Origin of the sequence: Paenibacillus sp. PvR098, from assembly GCF_017833255.1 — a bacterium.
Classification (GTDB): domain Bacteria; phylum Bacillota; class Bacilli; order Paenibacillales; family NBRC-103111; genus Paenibacillus_G.
Map to the genome: position 1 here is coordinate 1331429 of NZ_JAFIBU010000001.1, position 21237 is coordinate 1352665.

Here is a 21237-nt window from a genome sequence, read left to right on the forward strand (position 1 = left end):
GATTATTGCGTTCCACGAGTGAGTGAGTCTAACGCTTGCTGTACCCGAGTAACCCCTTGTGACAACGTATGGCCGCTTCCCACCGCAGCCGCCACGGCTGTAGTCTCCACAATCTCCTGCTTGGATGCCCCCAAAGAAAGAGCTTCTTGAACATGATACAGTGTGCAAACCTCATTGTTTGCAAACAAGCTGATGCCAAGCGCTATCAACTGCTTCTGCTTTTCTTCCAATGCCCCAGGACCGAAGCAAGCTCCGGTAAAGTGGTGATACGCATCGACCATTGCTGGCATATTCTCTTGCATATGGCCAACACCTATTTTATAAGAATTCACCTTGCTTTGGATTTCCGTTTGCTGCATAGGGAGTAACCTCCTTTACCATTTCTTATAACCTGCCCTCTACTTGTTTCATGTATGCAGCAATAAGGGAAGTAAGGCAAAAATTAAGGTTATTCAATGTAAGCAGTTACAATTTTCCGCAAAAATCGATGAAGTCCTATGCTACAATGATCCCATATTCAAATCTGATTATGGAAATTAGGCTCTTACCGGAAATTTGGGCTAAATTGTTGCCCATACTGCTTACTCAAAAGAAATGAATCAACCTCACCAGCTTCCTTTTTCTTAGTGACGGGGCAATCTATCCTGCAATTGGTTGAGCCTCTCCGACATACTTGAGAGCAACACCCTCCATACTAACAAATGAAATCATTTGAACTAGGGAGGTGTTCCTTGTGATTGATAATTTGGAAAGCCGTTATGATTGCGCCAATTCCGGACAAGACCTGCATCAGCTGCAGAACGACCTGGATGCACTGTTGTCCTCAAACGAGCCATCGAATAAAGAAAAGGAAGAAAGAATACATCGTCTGGAAAATCAAATTCACTTTATCAAAAATAAATGCGATATCCATCCATAATAGCTGCTTATACAAAGAAAAAAGGGCCTTCACCGGCCCTTACCCCATGCTTTCAGAGAGAATTACTTTTGCTTTGGATCAACCTTTCTTTAACATATTGGATAACCGCATCCGCTATGATAAACATGACTCCAATATGGATCGAAATATCAGCTAAGTTAAGAATCCCTTGACTTGGTCGGAAATCTAGAAAATCCGTCACTTTACCGAAAACAAACCGGTCTATAGCATTACCGATGGCTCCCCCAACGAATAAGCCGGTTCCAATCTCCATCATAACGCCTCTTAATTCACCTTTATTGCGATAATACAGCACCGCAATGACAACAATCACGGCGATTACCCCGAACCACCTAGCATAGCCCTGAAACAAACTGAAGGCCATCCCGCTATTTTCATAAAAAGTAAATTGCAAAAAGCTGTTCAATGGTACGGATTCTCCTACTTCCATATGTGCACGTATAATGATTTTAGATATTTGATCGATCGCAACAGCGGTTAAAGCAAAAATATAAAACAACATGTATTTTCTCCTTGTACTCATTCAAATTCGTTTAATTTCATTATCTTAAACCTTAACTTGTAATGCAAATATTTCTCACCTCCGTCCTCAAACAAATATAAAAAGATATGGAGTGAGGTTTATTTCCATATCTTTTTATATTTGTTTATGGTGGTGTTTCCCCAGAAGGCATCGTGGTACCACCTGAAGGACCTGTTAATATAACCCTTATCCGCTAATCATTTAATAATTTTAACGCTCCCGCTCTTGTCAATGATTTGTTAAGTTGAAACCCCCATCCAAAAACCTGTCAATGATTCCTATATTAGAACCCCATTTGTTGTTCCATTCCAAAAGCAAACCCGATAAATCATTTCGATTTATCGGGTTTGGTGATAGGTAAGAGAACAACTTTATAAAGCAAAATATTTACTACTCCTTACCCTTTCAAGACACCTTGTGCTCGATTCTGAGCTGTCGTCGGCTCGCTTTGGAGATGTTAATCGTATGGCCAAACAAATGGCTGATGTTTTCGATATTTCCACAACTTATGTATCAAGGATATAGAAGGCTAGAGTACGTAGCTAGGGAGTTATTTCTATTATAATAGACAATTGACTAAAAGTGGTCTTAAAATTCCAGGATTTTATTTAAGTCTTCTCTTTATAATTTTATTTCAAAAACTGCAATACTGATTGTGTCATCTGATTAGCCTGTGTGAGCATAACATGGGATGATTCAAGAACAATTTTTTTATTAGTTAAATTTAATATCTCTTTTGGTAAGTCTGCATCTCTAATTTGTGATTCTGAAGCTGTAATATTGCTTTTATAATTCGATACATTATTCTTAATGTGTTCTAATACGTTCTGATAAGCACCAAATTTTACGCGTTCCGATGACACTGTTTCAAGAGCTTTATCTAATTTCTCAATCGCTTCTTGGGCTTTTCCTATTGGATCAACAAGAATATCATCGATTCCGAGATTTGTCGTGCGAGCATCGAAAAGATGAATTATAAAATCATCTCCACTATTCGGTCCAACTTGAAGATGAATTGGTTTTAAAGAAGATTCCTCTTGGCCAAAACCAGTGTCAGCAACAATTTGATTTGCTAATCCTGGGGAGATATTTGCTGCTATGTCTGCAGCTGTTGCAGGAATAAAAATTTGCTTAGCAAAATCATCGTAAGCTGTACTCTGTGAAAAAGAATTTGTAGAAGCCCCTAAATTAAGCCCAAATACATATGAATTTATATTGTCCGACTCTAACGCTGATTTAACATCGAGCTCGGTGACAACAGTACTTTCATTATTAGTATCCGTTAACAGAACAAAAATCTTTTTTGAACTTGAATCGTATCCTAATGATGATCCTTGAGAGCCGTTAGGTGCATAGTTTATCATATGTTGATAAGGGGTGGACCCGCCCGGTGTAGCAATATGTACATTTGATAGGTGATTTTGAATCATTGCAACATCACTCGTCAGGGGAAGATTGCGGCCAGAATGAACCGTGCTTACTGTACCTACTCTAACATCTCCGTATGCTGATAAATTACTTACAAAATCGGATATCCCAGCTGTTACGTGATTTATCTCCTCTTGCATCGTACTCGAATCATCAATAAAGAAAATAATATCTGCTTTTTGTCCACTTGGTGATCCACTATTTCCTTGAATTACCGGAGGTTGTAACAGTTTAATACTATTGAACTCCGTATTATTCGCTATATCATTAATATTTTGTTTTATCTGATCAATCTCCATTTGGATTGCTTGTCTATCGTGAGATGTTAAGGTACCGTTTGAAGCTTGAATAGCAAGTTCTCTTAACCTTTGTATCAAAGGATTCTGTATTTGTGATAATCCACCTTCAGCTGTATGAATAAGCGAAATTCCATCTTGAATATTCCGTTCAGCTTGCTCCAAACCGCGAATTTGACCTTTCATCTTTTCGGAAATACTTAATCCAGCAGAGTCGTCTGCTGCTTGATTAATTCTTAATCCAGAAGATATCCTTTGTGTTGAGTTTAAAACACCTTTATTATTTGTTTGCTCCCTGTTATATGAATTAAGTGCAGATATGTTGTGATTAATTCTCATTTGAGACACCTCTTATTTAAAATCGCCAAGTATTTATTAAAAATTATTGATTTCATCCACCATTATACCAGAAATAGGAACTAAGGTCTTTCTAGTTTTCACTTAAAAATTTCATTCATCTTCTAATGGATGGAATCATGAAATAAAGAGCGTTCAATCGTTGTCAAGGATACTCTTTCTTATCATCGGTGCGATTCTCAGGATATGATTTTTGTCCTTTGGACTCAGCTCCCCCCTCTCCCGTAAATACTTAATGTACTGCCGAATAATGACCCGATTGAACACTTTTTTATATCCTCAATATTATACTGCTCCTGCAAATACTTCCCAAATAACTTTAATGTCTCTTCTTGCCAACGTTTTACCCGATAGGTTTAGAGCATAAGGTTATCCAAATTGTCTCAAAATCAGTTATAAAAAATACCACTCCTTCATTGGTTTTGAGGAACCAATAAATAAGCGGTATTAGTTGGATTGCTATTTAGAAGTCTATCGGTATGAAAACGGCTTTTTCAGATATTAGTAGCCAAAATTGTTCTGGCTGTAATCCGTTTCCAAATCCCGAAAACCCTTACCAAACGCACTACTCCTTACCCTTTCAAGACACCTTGTGCTCGATTCTGAGCTTATCCGCCACCATCGCGATAAATTCAGAGTTCGTCGGCTTCGCTTTAGAGATGTTAATCGTATAGCCAAACAAATGGCTGATGCTTTCGATATTTCCGCGCGTCCAGGCGACTTCAATCGCGTGGCGGATGGCACGTTCAACGCGGCTTGGCGTCGTTTTGTATTTCTCGGCAATCGCAGGGTACAATGTTTTCGTGATGGCTCCAAGAATTTCAATATTGTTGTACACTATCGTGATGGCTTCACGCAAATATTGATAACCTTTAATATGAGCAGGAACGCCGATTTCGTGAATGATGGTGGTAATATTTGCATCCAAATTTTTCGTTTTTGGTAAATGCACGATATTGGCTTTCGCTTGCATCGAAGATGACATCATCGACATCGTTTGGTTAGGACCCACCAATTGGCGAATGCGGTTTGTCAGGATTTCCATGTCAAATGGCTTTAGTATGTAATAAGATGCACCAAGTTGTACGGCTTTCTGAGTTATGTTCTCCTGGCCGAAAGCAGTGAGCATAATAATCTTTGGCTGTGGATTTAAATCCAGCTCACGCAGCTTCTCAAGCACGCCGAGACCATCTAGATGCGGCATAATGATATCGAGGATCAATACATCTGGAACTTTGGGGCTCTGCTCGATTAAGCGAATAACATCATTGCCATTATAGGCTATGCCTGATACCCTCATATCCTCTTGATCGTCGATAAATTCAGATAATAAATTTGTGAATTCACGGTTATCATCCGCTAATAAAACATCAATGGTTTGCAACAGAAAGCTCTCCCTTCATTTGCGACAAGTACGTAAGCATTATTTACTTAATTATATGATTTCGACACACACTTTAAAATACCTTCTGTCGAATATTATTTTTGTGGATTTTTTATCGATTTTATTTTATAATTAATAATTTAATTCATTTTTATACATTATTCGACAAAAACACTTTTTTCTTGCCCATATTGTAAATAAAGAAGACTTGATTCCTTTATGCGCCTTCTTGGTTTCCCCGAAAAAAAAGAAGGCGATTAGCTCGCCTTCTTCTCTTCCTCTGAACTTCCTGTTGATCTGAGCATAATGCCGGCATCATGTAGCATCCATTCTATGAAACAGCCGTAGCCGCTTGTCGGATCGTTGACGAATACGTGCGTAACCGCGCCAATGACCTTGCCGTTCTGAACGATCGGGCTTCCGCTCATTCCCTGGACAATCCCGCCTGTTTTATCCAGAAGGCGGCTATCGGTAATTTTGATGACCATCCCTTTGGTTGCCGGATACTCCTGTTTAGCCACATGCACGACTTCAATATCGAATTTCTCGACCTTTTGACCTCCGACAACCGTATAGATTTGCGCGGGTCCTTCCTTAACCTCCTCCGCAAAAGCTACGGGAAGCGCCTTGTCACTCATGCTGTGGGAAGGAGCTCCGTACATTTTTCCAAAAATACCAAATTGGGTATTTTTCTCAATGTTGCCGATCGCCTTGCTCTCTCTGGAGAACTGGGCTCTTTTCTCACCAGGCTCGCCGTTTTGACTTTTGGAGATCGAAGTCACATTCGAATGGACAATTTCTCCGTTGCCTACCACAATCGGCGCCTGTGTATCCATGTCGGTTATGACATGACCGAGCGCACCATACACGCCTTGATCCGGAGCATAGAAGGTCAGCGTACCGACGCCCGCTGCGGAATCGCGAATATACAGACCGAGCCGGTATGCTTTGTCCACCGTATCATAAGCAGGAGTAAGTGGAATTTCCAACGTTTGATTGCTTCGTACAATCGTTAATACAATCGGTTTATTGCTTTCGCCTGCTGCTTTGACTAGTTCAGCCACCTTGCTGACATCGTTAACGGATTTACCGTTCATTTTGACAATTAAGTCTCCAAGCTGCACTTTCGCTTCTTCGCCCGGCGACGTCTTTCTGTCGTCCGCAACGGCCACAAGGTGATGACCGACCACCATTATCCCCGCCGACTTCAGCTTTACGCCTATGGTTTGACCGCCTGGAATGACCTTTAGATCGGGAACAACGTTGACCTTTACCGTTTTGAGCGGAATTTTGCCGAATAGCTTCAACTGCATCTCTGCTTGACCAGCTTTATAGGATTGCAAAGAGATGGGATGATGTAGATCCACTTGTAATGAGTGCTCTGCTGTTCCGTTTACTTTCAAAATTTCCGGATGATTGACGATCACCTGTGCATTCACCGGCATGGAGAGCTGTAAATGGGCTTGTTGCCCGGTAAAAAGACGTAGCTCCTCGGGGAATGAGGCAAAGCTTTGGAAAGGGGTGGTTAAGCTACCTAGACAAACGAAGAGTACGAGCAGTAATCCAATCAATCTTTTTCTCTGGTTGGAACTCAATTCGCTCACGCTCCCTTGCTTCCTCTGCTCAGCGGCGCCTGTCCTGTACATGAAGAGCAGATATCGCCGATGTGTACCTTTAAGGTAACCCCCGCCCTTTTCTTTTATAACACCAAAATGGTGCCACCCCCGTTAGTCCATCCTTGCTTTCTTATCATTTGCCATCATTAGCATTTCTTGAGCATGCTGGAGAGTCTTCTCTGTGACCTCTACTCCACCCAGCATTCTCGCCAGCTCATGAACGCGCTCGTCCGTACTCAAGTCATCGATATTGGTATATGTACGGTCGCCGTCCGTCGTTTTGTGTATGCGGTAATGCGCATCTGCCATACAAGCCACCTGCGGCAAATGCGTGATCGAGAATACTTGGCAGCTCAGCGACAACCTGGACATTTTCTCTGCGATCGCCTGTGCCGCTCGTCCGCTAACGCCGGTATCCACTTCGTCAAAAACGAGTACTGGAATTTGGTCTACGCGGGCGAATATCGATTTCAACGCTAGCATAACCCTGGAGATTTCACCGCCTGATGCGATTTTGCTTAAAGATCGAAGCGGCTCCCCCGGATTGGCCGATATGAGGAATTCAACTTGGTCGGCACCGTCTCTGGTTAGCTTCCTGCCATCAGTCGATACGAAATTCACTTGAAACTGCGTTCTCTCCATATGAAGATCACGAAGCTCCGCAACGATCTCTGCTGCAAGCCGATCAGCCACGCTTTTTCTCAGGCCAGTAAGATCGTCCGCTATCCGCTGGAGAGCTGCAAGTGCGACTTGCTCTTGCTTCTCTAACTGGAGGAGCTTCTCATCCTTATTCTCGATCATATCGAGCTCTTGTTCGATTTTCTCGCCATAAGCCAAAATATCGGATACCGTATCTCCATATTTTCTCCTTAGGGAAGAGATCGTATCCATCCTTTGCTCGATAAAATCAAGTCGGGAAGGATTAAATTCAATCTCGTCCCGGTAATCCCTAATTTGATAAGTCGCATCCTCAAGCTGATAATATGCGCTCTGTACCTGTTCCGTCAACGCCTGCAGTTTGGATGGATCAAGCACAGCTATATCCTGTAGCTTCTGCATGGCACGACGTACCGCATCAAGTCCCTTGTTCCCATCATAAAGCTGGTCATAAGCATCTGCCGCACTTGAATATAGCTTCTCGGCATTCCCCAGCTTTTGCTTCTCCTCTGCCAGAGCCTCGTCTTCTCCCGGCTTTAACTGGGCGGAGTGGATCTCTTCCACCTGAAAACGGTACAGGTCGATCATTTGTAAATTTTGTTTGCTCGTATCCTGAAGCTCTCTGACCTGCTTGCGAATCGTTTGATAAGCATCATAAGCTTCTTGATATGCCCGCTTGGCAGGAGTAATTTCCGCTTCTCCGAACAAATCAAGCCAGCGGAGATGCTCCTCCACCTTAAACAGGGATTGATGCTCATGCTGCCCGTGAATGTTAACGAGCCATTCCCCGACTTCCTTGAGCATGGCCCGGTTAACGAGCTGACCGTTAATGCGGCTTGTGCTTTTGCCTTGAGCCGTTATTTCTCTTCGTATGATAAGATGCTCTTCCGGGCTTCCTTCTATTCCCAACCGGTCCAAAACAGACCAAACCGGATGGTCCGCCCCTATCCCGAACATCGCTTCGATTGATGCTTTGTTACTCCCATAGCGCACCAGGTCAGAAGAGCTTCTTCCGCCCGCTATCAAGCTGAGCGCATCGATAATAATCGATTTTCCCGCACCCGTTTCCCCCGTCAATACATGAAAACCGCTTTTGCAGTGCAATTCTACGTGTTCAATCACCGCCAATTGGCGTATCGACATTTCCAGCAGCATGGTTCGCACCTCTTTTAGCTTCAGCTGAGCATTCCAAGAATTTGATTTACAACATGCACGCTTTGATCTTTTGAGCGGCATATAATCAATATGGTATCATCGCCACAAATGGTACCCATTATTTCATTCCACTCCAGGCTGTCGATTAATGCTCCAATGGCATTAGCCGTGCCCGGCAGGCTCTTGAGAACAACCAGATTATCCGTATAATCAATATGTACAAAATGATCATTGAGCGACCTCCGAAGCCTCTGCATCGGATTGTAGCGCTGATCGGCAGGCATTGAATATTTATATCTTCCATCATCCAAAGGTACCTTCACTAAATGCAATTCTTTAATGTCTCTGGAGATTGTAGCTTGCGTCACGTGAAAGCCTGCTGCTCGGAGCTGCTCCACCAAGTCATCCTGGGTTTCAATTTCGTTATTTGTAATGATTTCACGGATCTTGATATGTCGTTGGCCTTTCATGGTATCCTCCCTGCTACGTATGGGTCCAGCATTATTCATCGTATAACTGCACATCAAACACAAAACAATGAACCATTCGCTGCTGCAAGTCCACATATAATACTCCAGCCGTGTTTGGATACACAAGCTGGTACACCAGCAGCCTTTCTCGTATCGAGCTTCCTGTCCACGCCACCGGCTTCCGGTCCTTTGCCAGTTTGACAGCATAGTTCAGACCATTCTTCGAGGCCATATAATCAATAAACAACCGGCTTTGCAGCAGTTCTTCATCACTCACCGAGATGTCAATGGGAATGCGTCTTTTGCCGCAAAGCACTTCATAGCCGTGTTCCTCCAGCAAACGGGATGCTTCATCGTCAGGCGCTTCATCGCCCGTTCGAAGCTCGAAAGGCAATGCTTGCTCCACCGTCTCCCGCATTTTGCTCCTTATGTAATAGAAAGCCCATATGCCGAGCGCCGCCACAATCAGCACAATGACCGTTCCGTCACCGCTTTGCATCGAATTCACCTCGAATTAGTATTCGAGAAACCGTCTCCATTATCCTCCAAAAAAACAAAAACTCATCCGTTAAGATGAGCTCTGCATGCTTTGCGACTCTTCAACAACCTCGCGAATCCGCCGTTCCAGCTCGGAACCGGACCATCCGGGCTCGTTCGTATAGGATTGGGTCAAATACGCTAAAAACTCGATGTTCCCTTCTCCACCCTTAATCGGGGAGTAGGTTACACCCTTTACCGCAAATCCGATCTCTTGCGCAAATTGAAGCACCGTTTGCAGCACTTCCCTGTGTGTTTCCGGCTCCCGAACCACACCGGATTTGCCTACCTTTTCTCTGCCTGCCTCGAACTGAGGCTTCACCAAAGCCACCACTTGCCCCGATGGAGATAATAGTTTTTTTAACGGAGGCAATATTAGCTTTAGGGAAATGAACGATACGTCGATACTGGCAAAAGAAGGCTGTGGACCCTTCAGAACTTCCGGCTGCATGTAACGGAAATTAGTCCGTTCCATTACGCTGACGCGAGGGTCCTTACGTAATGACCAGTCCAGTTGATTGTAGCCTACATCGACGGCATATACGTGAGCCGCGCCATTCTGAAGGGCGCAATCCGTAAAACCGCCTGTTGACGCGCCGATATCCAGCATGATGACACCTTGGAGATCAATGCCGAAAGTACAGAGCGCTTTCTCCAGCTTCAGCCCACCGCGGCTTACGTAAGGATGTACCGCACCCTTCACCACAATCTTGGAAGCGCGCGGTATTTTGGTGCCGGCTTTATCTACCGGTTCATCGTCCACAAGGACCAGACCGGCCATAATTGCCGATTTCGCTTTTTCTCTCGTTTCATATAAACCAAGCTCGACTAGCAAAAGGTCGAGCCGTTCTTTATCCGCTTTGTCTGCTGCCATGAATAGCTCCTTCATGCTTACGCCCGCTGTCTTTTGCGTGGAACGAGCGATTGAAGCTCGGTCACTAGCCGTTCGGCTGTTAATCCGACTTCCTGCCGCTGCTCTTTCACAGAACCATGCTCCACAAAATAATCAGGAACACCGATCAGCTTCACCCGCATGCCGTATACATTGTTAAGGGAATAAAATTCAAGCACGCCGCTTCCGAAACCACCCATTTGGGCACCTTCTTCAAGCGTAACGAGTGGAATATCTTCCTTCGCCAACTGCATCAGCATGGCTTCGTCCATCGGTTTGATGAACCGGGCGTTGACTACCCGAACCTGTATGCCTTCTTTGGCAAGCTGCTCCGCCGCTTCAAACGCAAGCGGAATCATAGGTCCGACAGCCAAGATCGCCGCGTCCTCTCCCTGCCGCAGAACCTCCCATGAACCGATTGGAATGGTTCTTAAAGGCTCATCCATGGACACGCCCAAGCCATTCACCCGCGGGTAACGTACCGCAACCGGTCCGTCATTGAAGTCCACAGCTGTCTTCATCATATGCCTAAGTTCATTCTCGTCCTTCGGCATCATCAAAGTCATATTCGGAATGCTCCGCAGGTAGGCGATATCGTAAACGCCCTGATGCGTTTCCCCATCCGGACCGACAAAGCCAGCTCGGTCGATCGCAAAGATCACATTCAGGTTTGCCCGGCAAATGTCATGAACAACCTGATCATAGGCACGCTGAAGGAAGGTGGAATACACAGCAAATACCGGCTTCAAGCCAAGACTCGCCAGTCCTGCGGAGAAGGTGGCCGCATGCTGCTCTGCGATGCCGACATCGTACATCCGGTCCGGGTATGCCTTCGCAAAATTGAGCAGACCCGACCCCCCCGGCATAGCCGGGGTGATGGCTACGATCCGCTTATCTTCAACTGCAAGCTCGATTAGCGTGTTACCAAACACCTCTGTGTACATGGGAGGTCCGACCGGTTTCAGCACTTGACCGGATTCGATTTTGTACGGAGTAATCCCGTGCCACTTGTGCGAATCCGCTTCAGCAGGAGAGTAACCTTTCCCCTTTAGCGTAATAACGTGCACCAGTACAGGTCCGTTCACTTTGTCCGCCTGCTTCATGGTTTCAAGGAGGAGCGGCAGATTATGACCGTCTACCGGTCCAAGATACGTAAACCCGAGCTCTTCAAACCATACCCCTGGAACGACCAAATATTTGAAGGAATCTTTTAAACGTTCCGCCGTTTTGGCTAACGTGCCGCCAATAGCCGGAATTTTTTTGATCAAATGCTCGAATTCTTCCTTAGCCTTCACATAATGCCGATCCGATCGGATGCGCCCCAAATAATTATGCAGCGCGCCGACATTCGGAGCGATGGACATTTCATTATCGTTCAATATAACCATCAAATTTCTTTTTTCGTGCCCAATATGGTTCAGCGCTTCTAACGCCATCCCACCGGTAAGCGCACCATCACCAATGACCGCAACGACGCGGTTGGATTCGCCTTTATGGTCTCGGGCAACCGCCATCCCCATCGCAGCAGACAAAGATGTACTGCTGTGTCCGGCTTCCCATACATCATGATCGCTCTCGGAGCGCTTCACAAAACCGCATAGGCCCTTATACTTACGAAGTGTATCAAACAGATCCTTGCGGCCAGTCAATATTTTGTGAACGTAGGATTGATGTCCCACATCGAATATAAATTTATCGTTTGGACTGTCAAACAAATAGTGCAGAGCAATCGTTAACTCGACAACACCAAGGTTGGGCGCGAGGTGACCGCCGGTAGCCGAAAGCTTCTCGATAAGAAACTCTCTTGTCTCCGCGGCCACTTGCTCCAGTTGCTCCACTGTAAGACCTTTCAGGTCTTCAGGCTGATGAATTTGATTGAGCAGCACGCTTGTTCCCCCGCTTTCCATGGTAAATTAATGAATCTAATGCCGAGACGTTGCCTTGATATCATGAAGTATAGCACAGGAGAAGTCCGGTGCTCAAATCAAACATGAACTACAAGTTAATTAATTTCTATTAGTGATCCCGCTTCATCAAGAAGTCGGCAAGCTGTAGAAGCCTCTCCGGATTCGGAAAGCCCGCGTTCAGGATCGACTGCTTCGCTTCCCGGGTCAGTTCCTTCACCTTGGCCTCGGAGGCTTCGATCCCAATGAAATAAGGATAAGTCACCTTTTGCTGCTTCACATCGCTCTGCACCGGTTTACCCAGCTTCTGCTCGTCCCCTGTCAAATCCAGAATGTCGTCTTGAATTTGAAAAGCGAGACCGATGCAAGTGCCGAAATATTCAAGTGCGGCAAGCTGTTTTTCGCTGGCTTCAGCGATTCGACCGCCTGCTTTCAAAGAAAACACAATCAGGTCGCTCGTTTTATGCAGATGGATGTATTCAAGCTCCTCCAGCTGAGTTACGCCTTGCTCTCCCAGCATGTCTGCAGCTTGACCTCCCACCATGCCCGGAGCACCGGACAAACGCGAAAGATCCTCCACGATATCCGCGATAATCTCTCCAGAAACCCCATGTGTTCTTGCCGATTGAACAATCGTATGAAAAGCATGGGTCAGCAGCGCATCCCCTGCCAGAATAGCCATAGCTTCGCCGTACACTTTGTGATTCGTCGGTTTGCCGCGGCGGAAATCATCATTGTCCATGGCAGGCAAATCATCGTGTATAAGCGAATACGTATGGATCATCTCAACAGCCAAAGCAGCAGGCATTGCTGCCATGCAATCGCCTTTAAGCGATTCTGCAGCCGTTAGCACAAGGATCGGACGGAGTCTTTTGCCGCCAGCCATCAAGGAGTACATCATCGCTTCGCGTAAAGGCTCTGGGATATTCCATTGTGAAGGTATCGATGTCTTCAGCTCCTGCTCGATCAGGAGTGCCTTTTCTTTAATATATGTGTCTACCCCGGTTAACGGTTCAATCATCGGGTGTCCCCTTTATCGCCTTCGTCTGCTTGAAACGGCTTTTTGACCATGCCGCCTTCCTGCTCAAGCAGTACTTCGATTTTTCTTTCCACCTGCTCCAGCTTGCTGCTGCACAATTGCGACAGCTTCATCCCCTCCTGGAACAGCTCGATCGCTTGTTCGAGCGGAACGTCGCCGCTCTCTAGCTGAGCCACAATACGCTCCAGCTGATCCATGGCTTGCTCAAAGCTAGGCATCGCTTCCTGATTTGTCATCGACTTTCTCCTCCATTGACCAAACATGACAATCGATACGGCCATCCGTCAGCCTCAGCTTCAAAATATCCCCGATTTGAACTTGGTCGATCGATTTAATCAAATGCTTTTCCTTCTCGTCATATACTAAGCCGTAGCCGCGCTGCATGATTTTCAGAGGACTCAGGGCGTCGAGCTGCCGCATGCCCGCTATGAGCTCCTGTTGCTTCCCTTTCAGCACACCCTGCATCGATTGCCGCAGCTGCCGGGTAGAGGCGTCCAGCCGCTTTCGTGTATAAACAATTTGCTCCTTAGGGTTGAATGAGGCAAGCTTGCGTTCAGAACGCATCAGTCGCTCCCCCGACTTCGTCACCCGGCTCCGTATCTTGTAACCGAGCTGCTCCTGAATCCGGTCGAGCCTCTCGGCCGGCTGAAGCAGCAGCTGCCGTCTGGGGTTCGTCAAATAGGGCGAACGCTGCAGCCGTTTAAGCTTCTCTTTGCCGCGTTCGAGCTGTTTGGCCAGCCCCCCGTAAAGCTGCTGCTTGTAATAACCGATCTGCTGCATAAGCTCCAAATGATGCGGAACAGCAAGCTCAGCGGCGGCCGTAGGCGTAGCTGCCCGAAGGTCAGCTGCGAAATCAGCGATCGTGAAGTCCGTTTCGTGCCCTACGGCAGAGATGATCGGCAGCACCGAGTCAGAAATGGCCCGTGCTACGATTTCCTCATTAAACGCCCAGAGTTCCTCTAATGAACCCCCTCCGCGACCGACAATCAGTACGTCCACTTCGTTCATCGCATTCATTTCTCGGATTGCTTTCACGATGGAAGGAGCTGCCTGCTTCCCCTGTACCAACACAGGATATAAGAGGATAGGCACTGTCGGGTGACGGCGCTGCACCGTGGTAATGATATCGCGCACCGCAGCCCCGGTCGGTGATGTGATCACGCCGATCGCTCGTGGAAACTTAGGGATTGGCTTCTTCCGGGCCGGAGCAAAGAGTCCTTCCATTTCGAGCTTCTTCTTTAGCTGCTCAAAAGCCAAAAATAAGCTCCCGATTCCGTCGGGCTGCATCTGCGTCACGTAGAATTGATACTGGCCGTCCCGTTCGTAAACCGAAATATTGCCGCATGCCAGCACTTTGGTGCCTTCCCTCGGTATAAAAGCAAGCTTCTGATTGTAAGAAGCGAACATAATACTTTTTAACCGGCTATCCGCATCCTTTAACGTAAAATACATATGTCCGCTGGAATGATGCGTAAAGTTGGATATTTCGCCCTTCACCCATACATCCTGCAGGCGGTCATTGCCTTCCAGCAGCATTTTGACAAGTCGGTTCAAGTCTTTAATCGAATATACTTGTTTATCCTTCATGGCGGATCACAAAGCCATGTGCGCGCCTGCTGCCCGCTGTGCCGCTTCAAGCGTATTTCGAAGAAGCATGGTAATGGTCATGGGACCCACGCAGCCTGGAACCGGCGTCACGTAGCTTGCCGTATCCAGCACATCATCGAAATCAACGTCTCCCGCAAGCTTCCCGGTATCGAGACGGTTTATGCCCACATCAATCACTACCGCACCCGGTTTGACGTGTTTGCGGTTGATCATTTTAGCTTTGCCAACTGCCGCAACGAGTATATCCGCTTGACGCGTAATCTCCTCCATGTTCTTCGTCCGCGAGTGACATACCGTGACCGTAGCGTTCTCTCGCAGAAATAGAATCGCCATCGGCTTGCCGACGATATTACTGCGGCCGACGACGACGGCATGCTTGCCGGCGATGTCTACGCCGATTTTCTTCAAAATCTCGATGACGCCAGCGGGCGTACAAGGAGCCGGTCCTTCTTTGCCAATCATAAGATTGCCAACATTGACCGGATGAAAGCAGTCGACGTCCTTCTCCACGGCGATTACTTCCACTACACGTTCTTCCGAAATGTGCTTCGGCAAAGGTGACTGTACAAGAATACCGTGAATAGCGGAATCCTCGTTCAGTTTGGAAATCAAGCCAATCACTTCAGCCTCTGGCGTCTGTTCGGGGAGCGTGTACACCTCGGAGTGCATTCCCGCTTCTTCGCAGGCCTTTGCTTTATTACGAACATATACGTGAGAAGCAGGGTCGTCTCCAACGATGACCACGGCCAGCCCCGGACGAACGCCCTGCTGCGTAAGCTGTTCAACCTGCTCTTTGATTTGGGCGCGATAAGCGCTCACGATCTCTTTGCCATTTATCACTTGTGCGGACATACCATCCGTTCCCCTTTCCCTCGTTCAGACTTTCGGCGTCTTCTCTCTCAGCTTCTCCAAATCCTTGAACATCTTACCGAGCACACCGTTGACGAATTTCCCTGATTCCTCCGTCCCGAAATTCTTGGCCATCTCGATTGCCTCGTTCACGACCACCTTCGGCGGCACTCCCTCTTTGTATACCATCTCGTACGTGGCTAACCTCAATATTTCACGGTCCACTTTCGACAGCCTGTCCATTTGCCAACCTTTTAAATAATCCTCCAGCAAGCTGTCGATTTGCTGCTTATTCTGCGTTGTGCCTTCCACAAGCTCCAGCACGTCCACAGGCGATATTTGATCGCGCTCCCGTGTCAGCTGCGCTTCATCGTCACCTCTTGCCTCTTCAACTACGTGAGCGATGGCGTCACCGGATGTGACTTCGTTCATCGCAATTTGATACAGACTTTGCAGCGCAAGCTCCCTTGCCAATCTTCGTCTCATTAACCAATAAAACCTCCTGTTGGTTCACTTCAAGGCTCATAAAAAAAATCCTCAGGCTATCCCAAGGATTTTAGCGGAACAATCTCCATTTGTCCATTAGCCAGCGCCAAGTGTTTTCTGCGGGAAACATCGGCTCGTTCCGGTCCAACTTTTTCCCTATATAATATCCAGTATATACGATCAGGACAAAGATTAACATACGCCACAAGCCAAAGAACAAATATATCAGCCCTACGACGCCGCCGGCAAGTACCCCGACGGTTTTGCCCCTGTGCCTTTCCCATAGTTGTTCCCAAATTTGCATCCACATCCGGGAGGCTCACCTCTATTCCACTCGACTTTTGAAGGTGGGGGACGATTGCTGGATATTCGCTATAAATACGGTCACATGGGCGACCGGAATACCCGTAATGTCTTCAATATGATTCTTGACATGGCCTTGAATTTCTTCTGTTAGCGCTGGAATCGAACTTTCGCCGTCAACGATGGCGCGGATCACGATCTCAAGCCCCGATTGATTCACTTTGACCCGGGAACGCAAATCCTTCACACCCCGGGTACGGCCTGCTGCTTTGAGCGACAGGTTCTCAACCGTGTCCAAGGATATACGAATATCACCAAATTCCGTGCGCTGATCAATCGAAGGCACATCCGACTTGCCCCTTCTTACAGCCAAATAGAGGAAACGGATACTAATGAGAGCAACCGCAAATGTAATCGAGATGAATATGACCGCTGTGTCCAAATCATAATATACGTCATGGACAAAATTCTCTGCAGCATCTGTGGAAATGAGTCCGAATGCTGAGAACAAGAGGACAATGGATGCAATCAGTATCGCGCAGCTAAAAAGCAGCAGCAGCAGTCTATCGAGTACTTTTACCACGTGTTCCGACTCCTTCCGAAATATGGAGGAAACCCCCAGACGATAAGGTTTGGGGGTTCAACCGGGCTTTAATAATTATTTCACGCGTTGCGGAGACGTCTCGACCTCTTCGACTTTGTCCGCGCCCTTGAAAATGACGTCATGAATATGAACGTTGACCTGCACCACGCTAAGTCCTGTCATCGACTCAATCGCTTGCTTCACATTATTCTGAACTCCGCTTGCCACCTCGGGAATCTTCGTCCCGAATTCGATAACAATGGACACGTCGATGGCCGCTTCGCGCTGCCCCACTTCGACCTTTACGCCTTTGGATACGTTCTTCCGTCCGAGAAGCTCAGCGATACCGCCGGCTAATCCGCCGCTCATCCCGGCAACACCGGGAACTTCTACGGTAGCCATTCCGGCAATGATCTCAATCACCTCGGGGGCGATTTGAATCGTGCCCATCTCGGTCTTCTCATAATCCGCAGCCAGTGTACTCATGGATTGGTCCTCCTCCAAGTTTTTGCTTAGGCAAAAACGTCTTCAAAAAACATTCCTAATTCAACCTATGATTCGGTAAAGCGACTATATCATGATAGCAGCCCAGACCTTGTCTTATTGTATACTATACCATCCCGGCAAAAATATGACAATGAAATGTAAAATCAGGAATTCGGGTCGTTCACATCATGCTCTTCCAAAAATTTAATGTCAAAGTCACCGGCAAGGAACTTCTTATGCTCCAGCAGCTTCAAATGGAAAGGGATCGTCGAGTGAATTCCTTCGATGGTAAATTCCGACAACGCCCGTTTCATACGTTGTATTGCCTCATCACGATCCGTGCCCCATACGATTAACTTAGCGATCATAGAATCGTAATGTGGAGAGATCGTATACCCTGGATACGCGGCGCTGTCCACACGCACCCCAAAGCCGCCCGGCGGCAAGTAGAATTGAATTTGGCCTGCTGATGGCATGAAATTACGCTCAGGATCCTCCGCGTTAATCCGGCACTCGATCGCCCAGCCGTTGATCTTAACGTCTTCCTGGGAGAAGGACAGCGGTGCCCCCTCTGCTACACGAATCATCTCTTTAATGATATCGATTCCCGTTATAAGCTCCGTGACCGGATGTTCCACCTGAATCCGCGTGTTCATTTCCATAAAATAAAACTGTCCATCGGTACCGAGCAAAAATTCAAGCGTGCCTGCGCCCGAGTATGCCACTGCCTTAGCCGCGCGCACGGCCGCTTCTCCCATCCGTTCACGGATTTCCGGCGTAAGAATCGGGCATGGCGCTTCTTCGACCAGCTTCTGGCGGCGGCGCTGCACGGAGCAGTCACGCTCACCTAAATGCACAACATTACCGTGCTTGTCAGCCAGAACCTGAATCTCAACGTGCTTCATTTCCGTTAGGTATTTCTCCAGATAGACCCCGGCGTTGCCGAATGCATTCTGAGCCTCCTGCTGAGCGGTGGTGATCTGTTGAATCAGCATTTCCTCGTTCTCAGCCAGACGAATTCCCTTACCTCCGCCTCCTGCCGTTGCTTTAATAATGACAGGATAGCCGATTTCCCGGGAGATCCGGATCGCCTCGTCCATATCTTCCACAAGCCCGTCCGAGCCCGGGATAACCGGTACGCCCGCGTCCCTCATCGTCTGCTTCGCTACAGACTTGTCGCCCATTCTGCTAATGGCATCGGGAGATGGTCCGATAAACGTGATGTTGCAGCTTTCGCAAATTTCCGCGAAATCCGCATTCTCCGCCAAGAAGCCGTAGCCCGGGTGAATGGCGTCCGTTTCCGTTAGCGTAGCCACGGTCATCAGATTCGTATAGTTCAGATAGCTGTCTTTGGAAGGCGTCGGTCCGATGCAATAAGCCTCGTCCGCTAAACGGACATGAAGCGACTCCCGATCGGCTTCCGAATATACCGCAACTGTAGAGATGCCCAACTCACGGCAAGCGCGAATAATCCGAACGGCGATCTCTCCACGGTTAGCAATCAAGATTTTATGAAACTTCAATGGGGTTCTCCTCCTACTTACTCCGGTTTCACCAAGAACAAAGGCTGACCGTATTCAACCAACTGGCCGTTCTCCACAAGCACTTCGACTATTTCACCTTTTACCTCGGCTTCAATCTCGTTCATCAGCTTCATCGCTTCGAGGATGCAGACGATGGTCTTCTCCTTCACTGCGCTTCCTTTTGAAACAAAAGGAGCCGCTTGTGGAGACGGCGATTCATAGAATGTGCCTACCATTGGAGATACGATTGTATGTAAGCCGGAATCGGCAGCGGCAGGCTTCTCGGTTGCCGGTATGTTAGCGGCTGCAGCAGGCGCGGAAGGAGCCGGTTGGGGTACGGCTGCTGGCGCATAAGCATGCGCAACAGGAGCGGCGGTGACGACGACCTGTTCGGTTTTATTCGGTTTCCGGATCAAAAGGCGGGAGCCTTCGTTTTCAATTTCCAGCTCTTGTAAAGAGGTTTGATCCACGAGCTTAATCAGTTCCTTGATTTCGCTTAACTTAAACAAATAGGTTCACTCCTTTGGCGTCTAGTTTCAACCCGCGCCGATATGCGGCAGCGGCGGTTGAAACGAAAGGTGAAACAAACGACGTTGTTATTATATCACAATCTTCAAGCAAGGAAAGAGTTTCTTAGGACTTGCTCTTGATGTAAGCAATAACGCCTGTTCATTCACTTATGACGCCTATTAAAAAAAATATGGAAAAAGAGTCCCGCAACGGGACTCTTTTTAAAGGAGCTGAATATAGCTTAAGGCTTATATTGCACCGCAATGTGGTCCGGAGTGATGCTGAGCTCTTTCATGACTTGATCTGCAATACTGACGGCTTGACTTCTTTCCAACTTGTTGGCCTGAACGGTTATTTTCCACTTCATCCCTTCTTGAGTAATGACCGCTTGAGGATATTCTTTCATCAGGCTCTCTTCCAAATAAGTGATCTTGGTTTCCATGTCCTGCAGCTTTTGAAGCTCTGTCTGCGCGTTCACTGCGGCCTCTTGCGTCTGCTTTGTGTCGGCCAGAATCGTCATTAGCGCTTCCACTTGTTTGGATATGCTTTCGTCACGCTTCATTTGCAGATTCACAAAATAATCGGAGCCGGAAGTCGCTTGGGCTTGGATTTGCTCCAATACCTTGGCGTCTTCTCCGCTTGCGTTCGCTTCATTCTTGGTGACGGGCTGCGCTGTCGTCGGGTCCGAACCGTCTTCCTGCTCCACTGCGGAAGGCGTATCCGTGTTCGTGCTGCTCGCTTTCGGATCGGACTTGGCGTCATCCTCGGCTGCAGGCTGCTGACTGCTACCCATCGGAGTCGCTTGAACATCGACCGTGCCCTGCGGCACACCATCCAATTGGCCTGCATTAATGATAATCTCTTTGGTTTGCGTACCGCTCGCCGTATTCAACTCCAGCTCATTAACGTCTTCCGTGAACAAATAATAGGCAGAAAGCACCACCATCAAACTGAGCATGGATACGAGCCAAATCGTTTGTCTTTTCGAGTTCATCGCTATTCCTCCTTAGGTACGTTCATCGTTATGTTTCCGCTGACAGGAAACTATTGTTTCCGCGGCAAGATGGAAATCCGGTGGGGGGGGACGCCTAAACCGCGTTCCACCGCTTCGGATATCATCTTTTTTACTGTCAAATTTTCCGCTCCTTTGGCTACGACAAGCACGCCCCGGATTGTGGGCTTGATGGTCTTGGCCACGAGCGGCTTCTTGCCTCCCGACACCTCATAGAGAACAACTTCCCCTTTACGTGAAATATCTGTAATATGCCTTTTGGTCCCTTGATGATCCTGTTCGTTCGTAATCTGCTGCGTTTCCTGGGTATTGCGTTCAACCGTAACCTCCTCCGTCGATTCAATAGTTACGAGCACTTCCACCTCGCCCACCCCAACGATTTTGGTTAAAATATCCCTGAGCTGCGACTGATAGGCCTCCTCAAATTCATAGAAGGGATTGTGCTCCTTACCGTTTGAACCAAAGGCTGGCTGCGACGGATCAGCAGGAGAAGCCCGTCCCTCGCCGATGGGATCTACCTCTTTCACTGTAATGAAAGAGTTCAGTATCATGAAAGCAGCTCCAACCAGCCCCATCAGCAGAAGCCAGCGCAAGGTCTGGATTCGTTTCGGTCCGCCGGGACCTCCGCCGAATAGACTAAAGGGCCACCTCAGTTTCTCTGCGTTGTCTCCCATCGATT

At 47.4% G+C, this 21237-nt stretch carries 23 protein-coding genes and 1 pseudogene; 1 reads left to right on the forward strand and 23 read right to left on the reverse strand.

The genetic code is table 11. The features are described 5' to 3' along the window. Positions 1-2 precede the first annotated feature (2 nt). Positions 3-359 (reverse strand): carboxymuconolactone decarboxylase family protein, encoded by a 357-nt coding sequence (locus tag JOE45_RS06640; RefSeq protein WP_210020944.1) that lies wholly within the window; start codon positions 357-359, stop codon positions 3-5. A gap of 374 nt (positions 360-733) precedes the next feature. Here JOE45_RS06640 and JOE45_RS06645 point away from each other — a divergent pair, with 374 nt between their 5' ends. Further along, positions 734-919 carry a DUF2524 domain-containing protein gene (locus JOE45_RS06645; protein WP_210020943.1) on the forward strand — a complete coding sequence of 62 codons (186 nt, stop codon included), beginning with the start codon at positions 734-736 and terminating at the stop codon, positions 917-919. Positions 920-971: 52 nt separating this feature from the next. On the opposite strand, the gene lspA is transcribed toward JOE45_RS06645, so the two are convergent. The 22 genes and pseudogenes from lspA to spoIIIAG form a co-directional block, all read right to left on the reverse strand. Then, a complete protein-coding gene (lspA, locus tag JOE45_RS06650; protein WP_280873977.1) occupies positions 972-1463 on the reverse strand; it encodes a signal peptidase II in 492 nt (163 codons plus the stop codon). Between the two features lie 405 nt (positions 1464-1868). After that, a pseudogene (locus tag JOE45_RS24125) lies at positions 1869-1964 on the reverse strand (sporulation transcription factor Spo0A); the annotation flags it as partial. 128 nt (positions 1965-2092) lie between these two features. Next, positions 2093-3526, reverse strand: a complete 1434-nt coding sequence (locus JOE45_RS06655) for a flagellin N-terminal helical domain-containing protein (RefSeq protein ID WP_210020941.1) — start codon at positions 3524-3526, stop codon at positions 2093-2095. 598 nt (positions 3527-4124) lie between these two features. Next, entirely contained in the window at positions 4125-4928 is an 804-nt protein-coding gene (gene spo0A, locus JOE45_RS06660) for a sporulation transcription factor Spo0A (RefSeq protein WP_210020940.1), read from the reverse strand. Between the two features lie 257 nt (positions 4929-5185). Further along, the gene (spoIVB, locus tag JOE45_RS06665; RefSeq protein WP_210023386.1) at positions 5186-6523 is read right to left on the reverse strand and encodes a SpoIVB peptidase; all 1338 of its coding nucleotides are present in this window, start codon (positions 6521-6523) and stop codon (positions 5186-5188) included. A gap of 132 nt (positions 6524-6655) precedes the next feature. Further along, complete coding sequence (gene recN, locus JOE45_RS06670) at positions 6656-8356, reverse strand: DNA repair protein RecN (protein ID WP_210020939.1); 1701 nt, start codon at positions 8354-8356, stop codon at positions 6656-6658. A 20-nt stretch (positions 8357-8376) separates the two neighbouring features. Next, positions 8377-8826: a transcriptional regulator AhrC/ArgR gene (ahrC, locus tag JOE45_RS06675; RefSeq protein ID WP_210020938.1), complete on the reverse strand. Its 450-nt coding sequence runs from the start codon at positions 8824-8826 to the stop codon at positions 8377-8379. 31 nt (positions 8827-8857) lie between these two features. Next, positions 8858-9325 (reverse strand): hypothetical protein, encoded by a 468-nt coding sequence (locus JOE45_RS06680; RefSeq protein ID WP_210020937.1) that lies wholly within the window; start codon positions 9323-9325, stop codon positions 8858-8860. Positions 9326-9394: 69 nt separating this feature from the next. Further along, positions 9395-10237 carry a TlyA family RNA methyltransferase gene (locus tag JOE45_RS06685; protein WP_210020936.1) on the reverse strand — a complete coding sequence of 281 codons (843 nt, stop codon included), beginning with the start codon at positions 10235-10237 and terminating at the stop codon, positions 9395-9397. A gap of 17 nt (positions 10238-10254) precedes the next feature. After that, on the reverse strand, positions 10255-12162 hold the full coding sequence (gene dxs / locus JOE45_RS06690) for a 1-deoxy-D-xylulose-5-phosphate synthase (RefSeq protein WP_210020935.1): 1908 nt from the start codon (positions 12160-12162) through the stop codon (positions 10255-10257). A 109-nt stretch (positions 12163-12271) separates the two neighbouring features. After that, positions 12272-13180: a polyprenyl synthetase family protein gene (locus JOE45_RS06695; RefSeq protein WP_210020934.1), complete on the reverse strand. Its 909-nt coding sequence runs from the start codon at positions 13178-13180 to the stop codon at positions 12272-12274. Continuing rightward, positions 13177-13434, reverse strand: coding sequence for an exodeoxyribonuclease VII small subunit (gene xseB, locus JOE45_RS06700; RefSeq protein ID WP_210020933.1), 258 nt, complete (start codon positions 13432-13434; stop codon positions 13177-13179). The genes JOE45_RS06695 and xseB overlap by 4 nt, the downstream gene beginning before the upstream one ends. Then, complete coding sequence (gene xseA / locus JOE45_RS06705; protein ID WP_210020932.1) at positions 13409-14785, reverse strand: exodeoxyribonuclease VII large subunit; 1377 nt, start codon at positions 14783-14785, stop codon at positions 13409-13411. Before xseA ends, xseB begins: the two co-directional genes overlap by 26 nt. A 6-nt stretch (positions 14786-14791) precedes the next feature. Then, positions 14792-15658 (reverse strand): bifunctional methylenetetrahydrofolate dehydrogenase/methenyltetrahydrofolate cyclohydrolase FolD, encoded by an 867-nt coding sequence (gene folD / locus JOE45_RS06710; protein WP_210020931.1) that lies wholly within the window; start codon positions 15656-15658, stop codon positions 14792-14794. 24 nt (positions 15659-15682) lie between these two features. Continuing rightward, positions 15683-16141, reverse strand: a complete 459-nt coding sequence (nusB, locus tag JOE45_RS06715) for a transcription antitermination factor NusB (RefSeq protein WP_210020930.1) — start codon at positions 16139-16141, stop codon at positions 15683-15685. A 70-nt stretch (positions 16142-16211) separates the two neighbouring features. After that, positions 16212-16451: a DUF2273 domain-containing protein gene (locus JOE45_RS06720; protein WP_210020929.1), complete on the reverse strand. Its 240-nt coding sequence runs from the start codon at positions 16449-16451 to the stop codon at positions 16212-16214. A gap of 15 nt (positions 16452-16466) precedes the next feature. Beyond that, entirely contained in the window at positions 16467-17027 is a 561-nt protein-coding gene (gene amaP / locus JOE45_RS06725) for an alkaline shock response membrane anchor protein AmaP (protein WP_210020928.1), read from the reverse strand. A 75-nt stretch (positions 17028-17102) separates the two neighbouring features. After that, positions 17103-17513: an Asp23/Gls24 family envelope stress response protein gene (locus tag JOE45_RS06730; RefSeq protein ID WP_210020927.1), complete on the reverse strand. Its 411-nt coding sequence runs from the start codon at positions 17511-17513 to the stop codon at positions 17103-17105. Between the two features lie 164 nt (positions 17514-17677). Next, the gene (gene accC / locus JOE45_RS06735) at positions 17678-19036 is read right to left on the reverse strand and encodes an acetyl-CoA carboxylase biotin carboxylase subunit (RefSeq protein WP_210020926.1); all 1359 of its coding nucleotides are present in this window, start codon (positions 19034-19036) and stop codon (positions 17678-17680) included. Between the two features lie 17 nt (positions 19037-19053). Further along, complete coding sequence (gene accB, locus JOE45_RS06740) at positions 19054-19545, reverse strand: acetyl-CoA carboxylase biotin carboxyl carrier protein (RefSeq protein ID WP_210020925.1); 492 nt, start codon at positions 19543-19545, stop codon at positions 19054-19056. A gap of 242 nt (positions 19546-19787) precedes the next feature. Beyond that, positions 19788-20540, reverse strand: a complete 753-nt coding sequence (locus tag JOE45_RS06745; RefSeq protein ID WP_210020924.1) for a SpoIIIAH-like family protein — start codon at positions 20538-20540, stop codon at positions 19788-19790. Between the two features lie 50 nt (positions 20541-20590). After that, positions 20591-21232 carry a stage III sporulation protein AG gene (spoIIIAG, locus tag JOE45_RS06750; protein WP_210020923.1) on the reverse strand — a complete coding sequence of 214 codons (642 nt, stop codon included), beginning with the start codon at positions 21230-21232 and terminating at the stop codon, positions 20591-20593. Positions 21233-21237 lie beyond the last annotated feature (5 nt).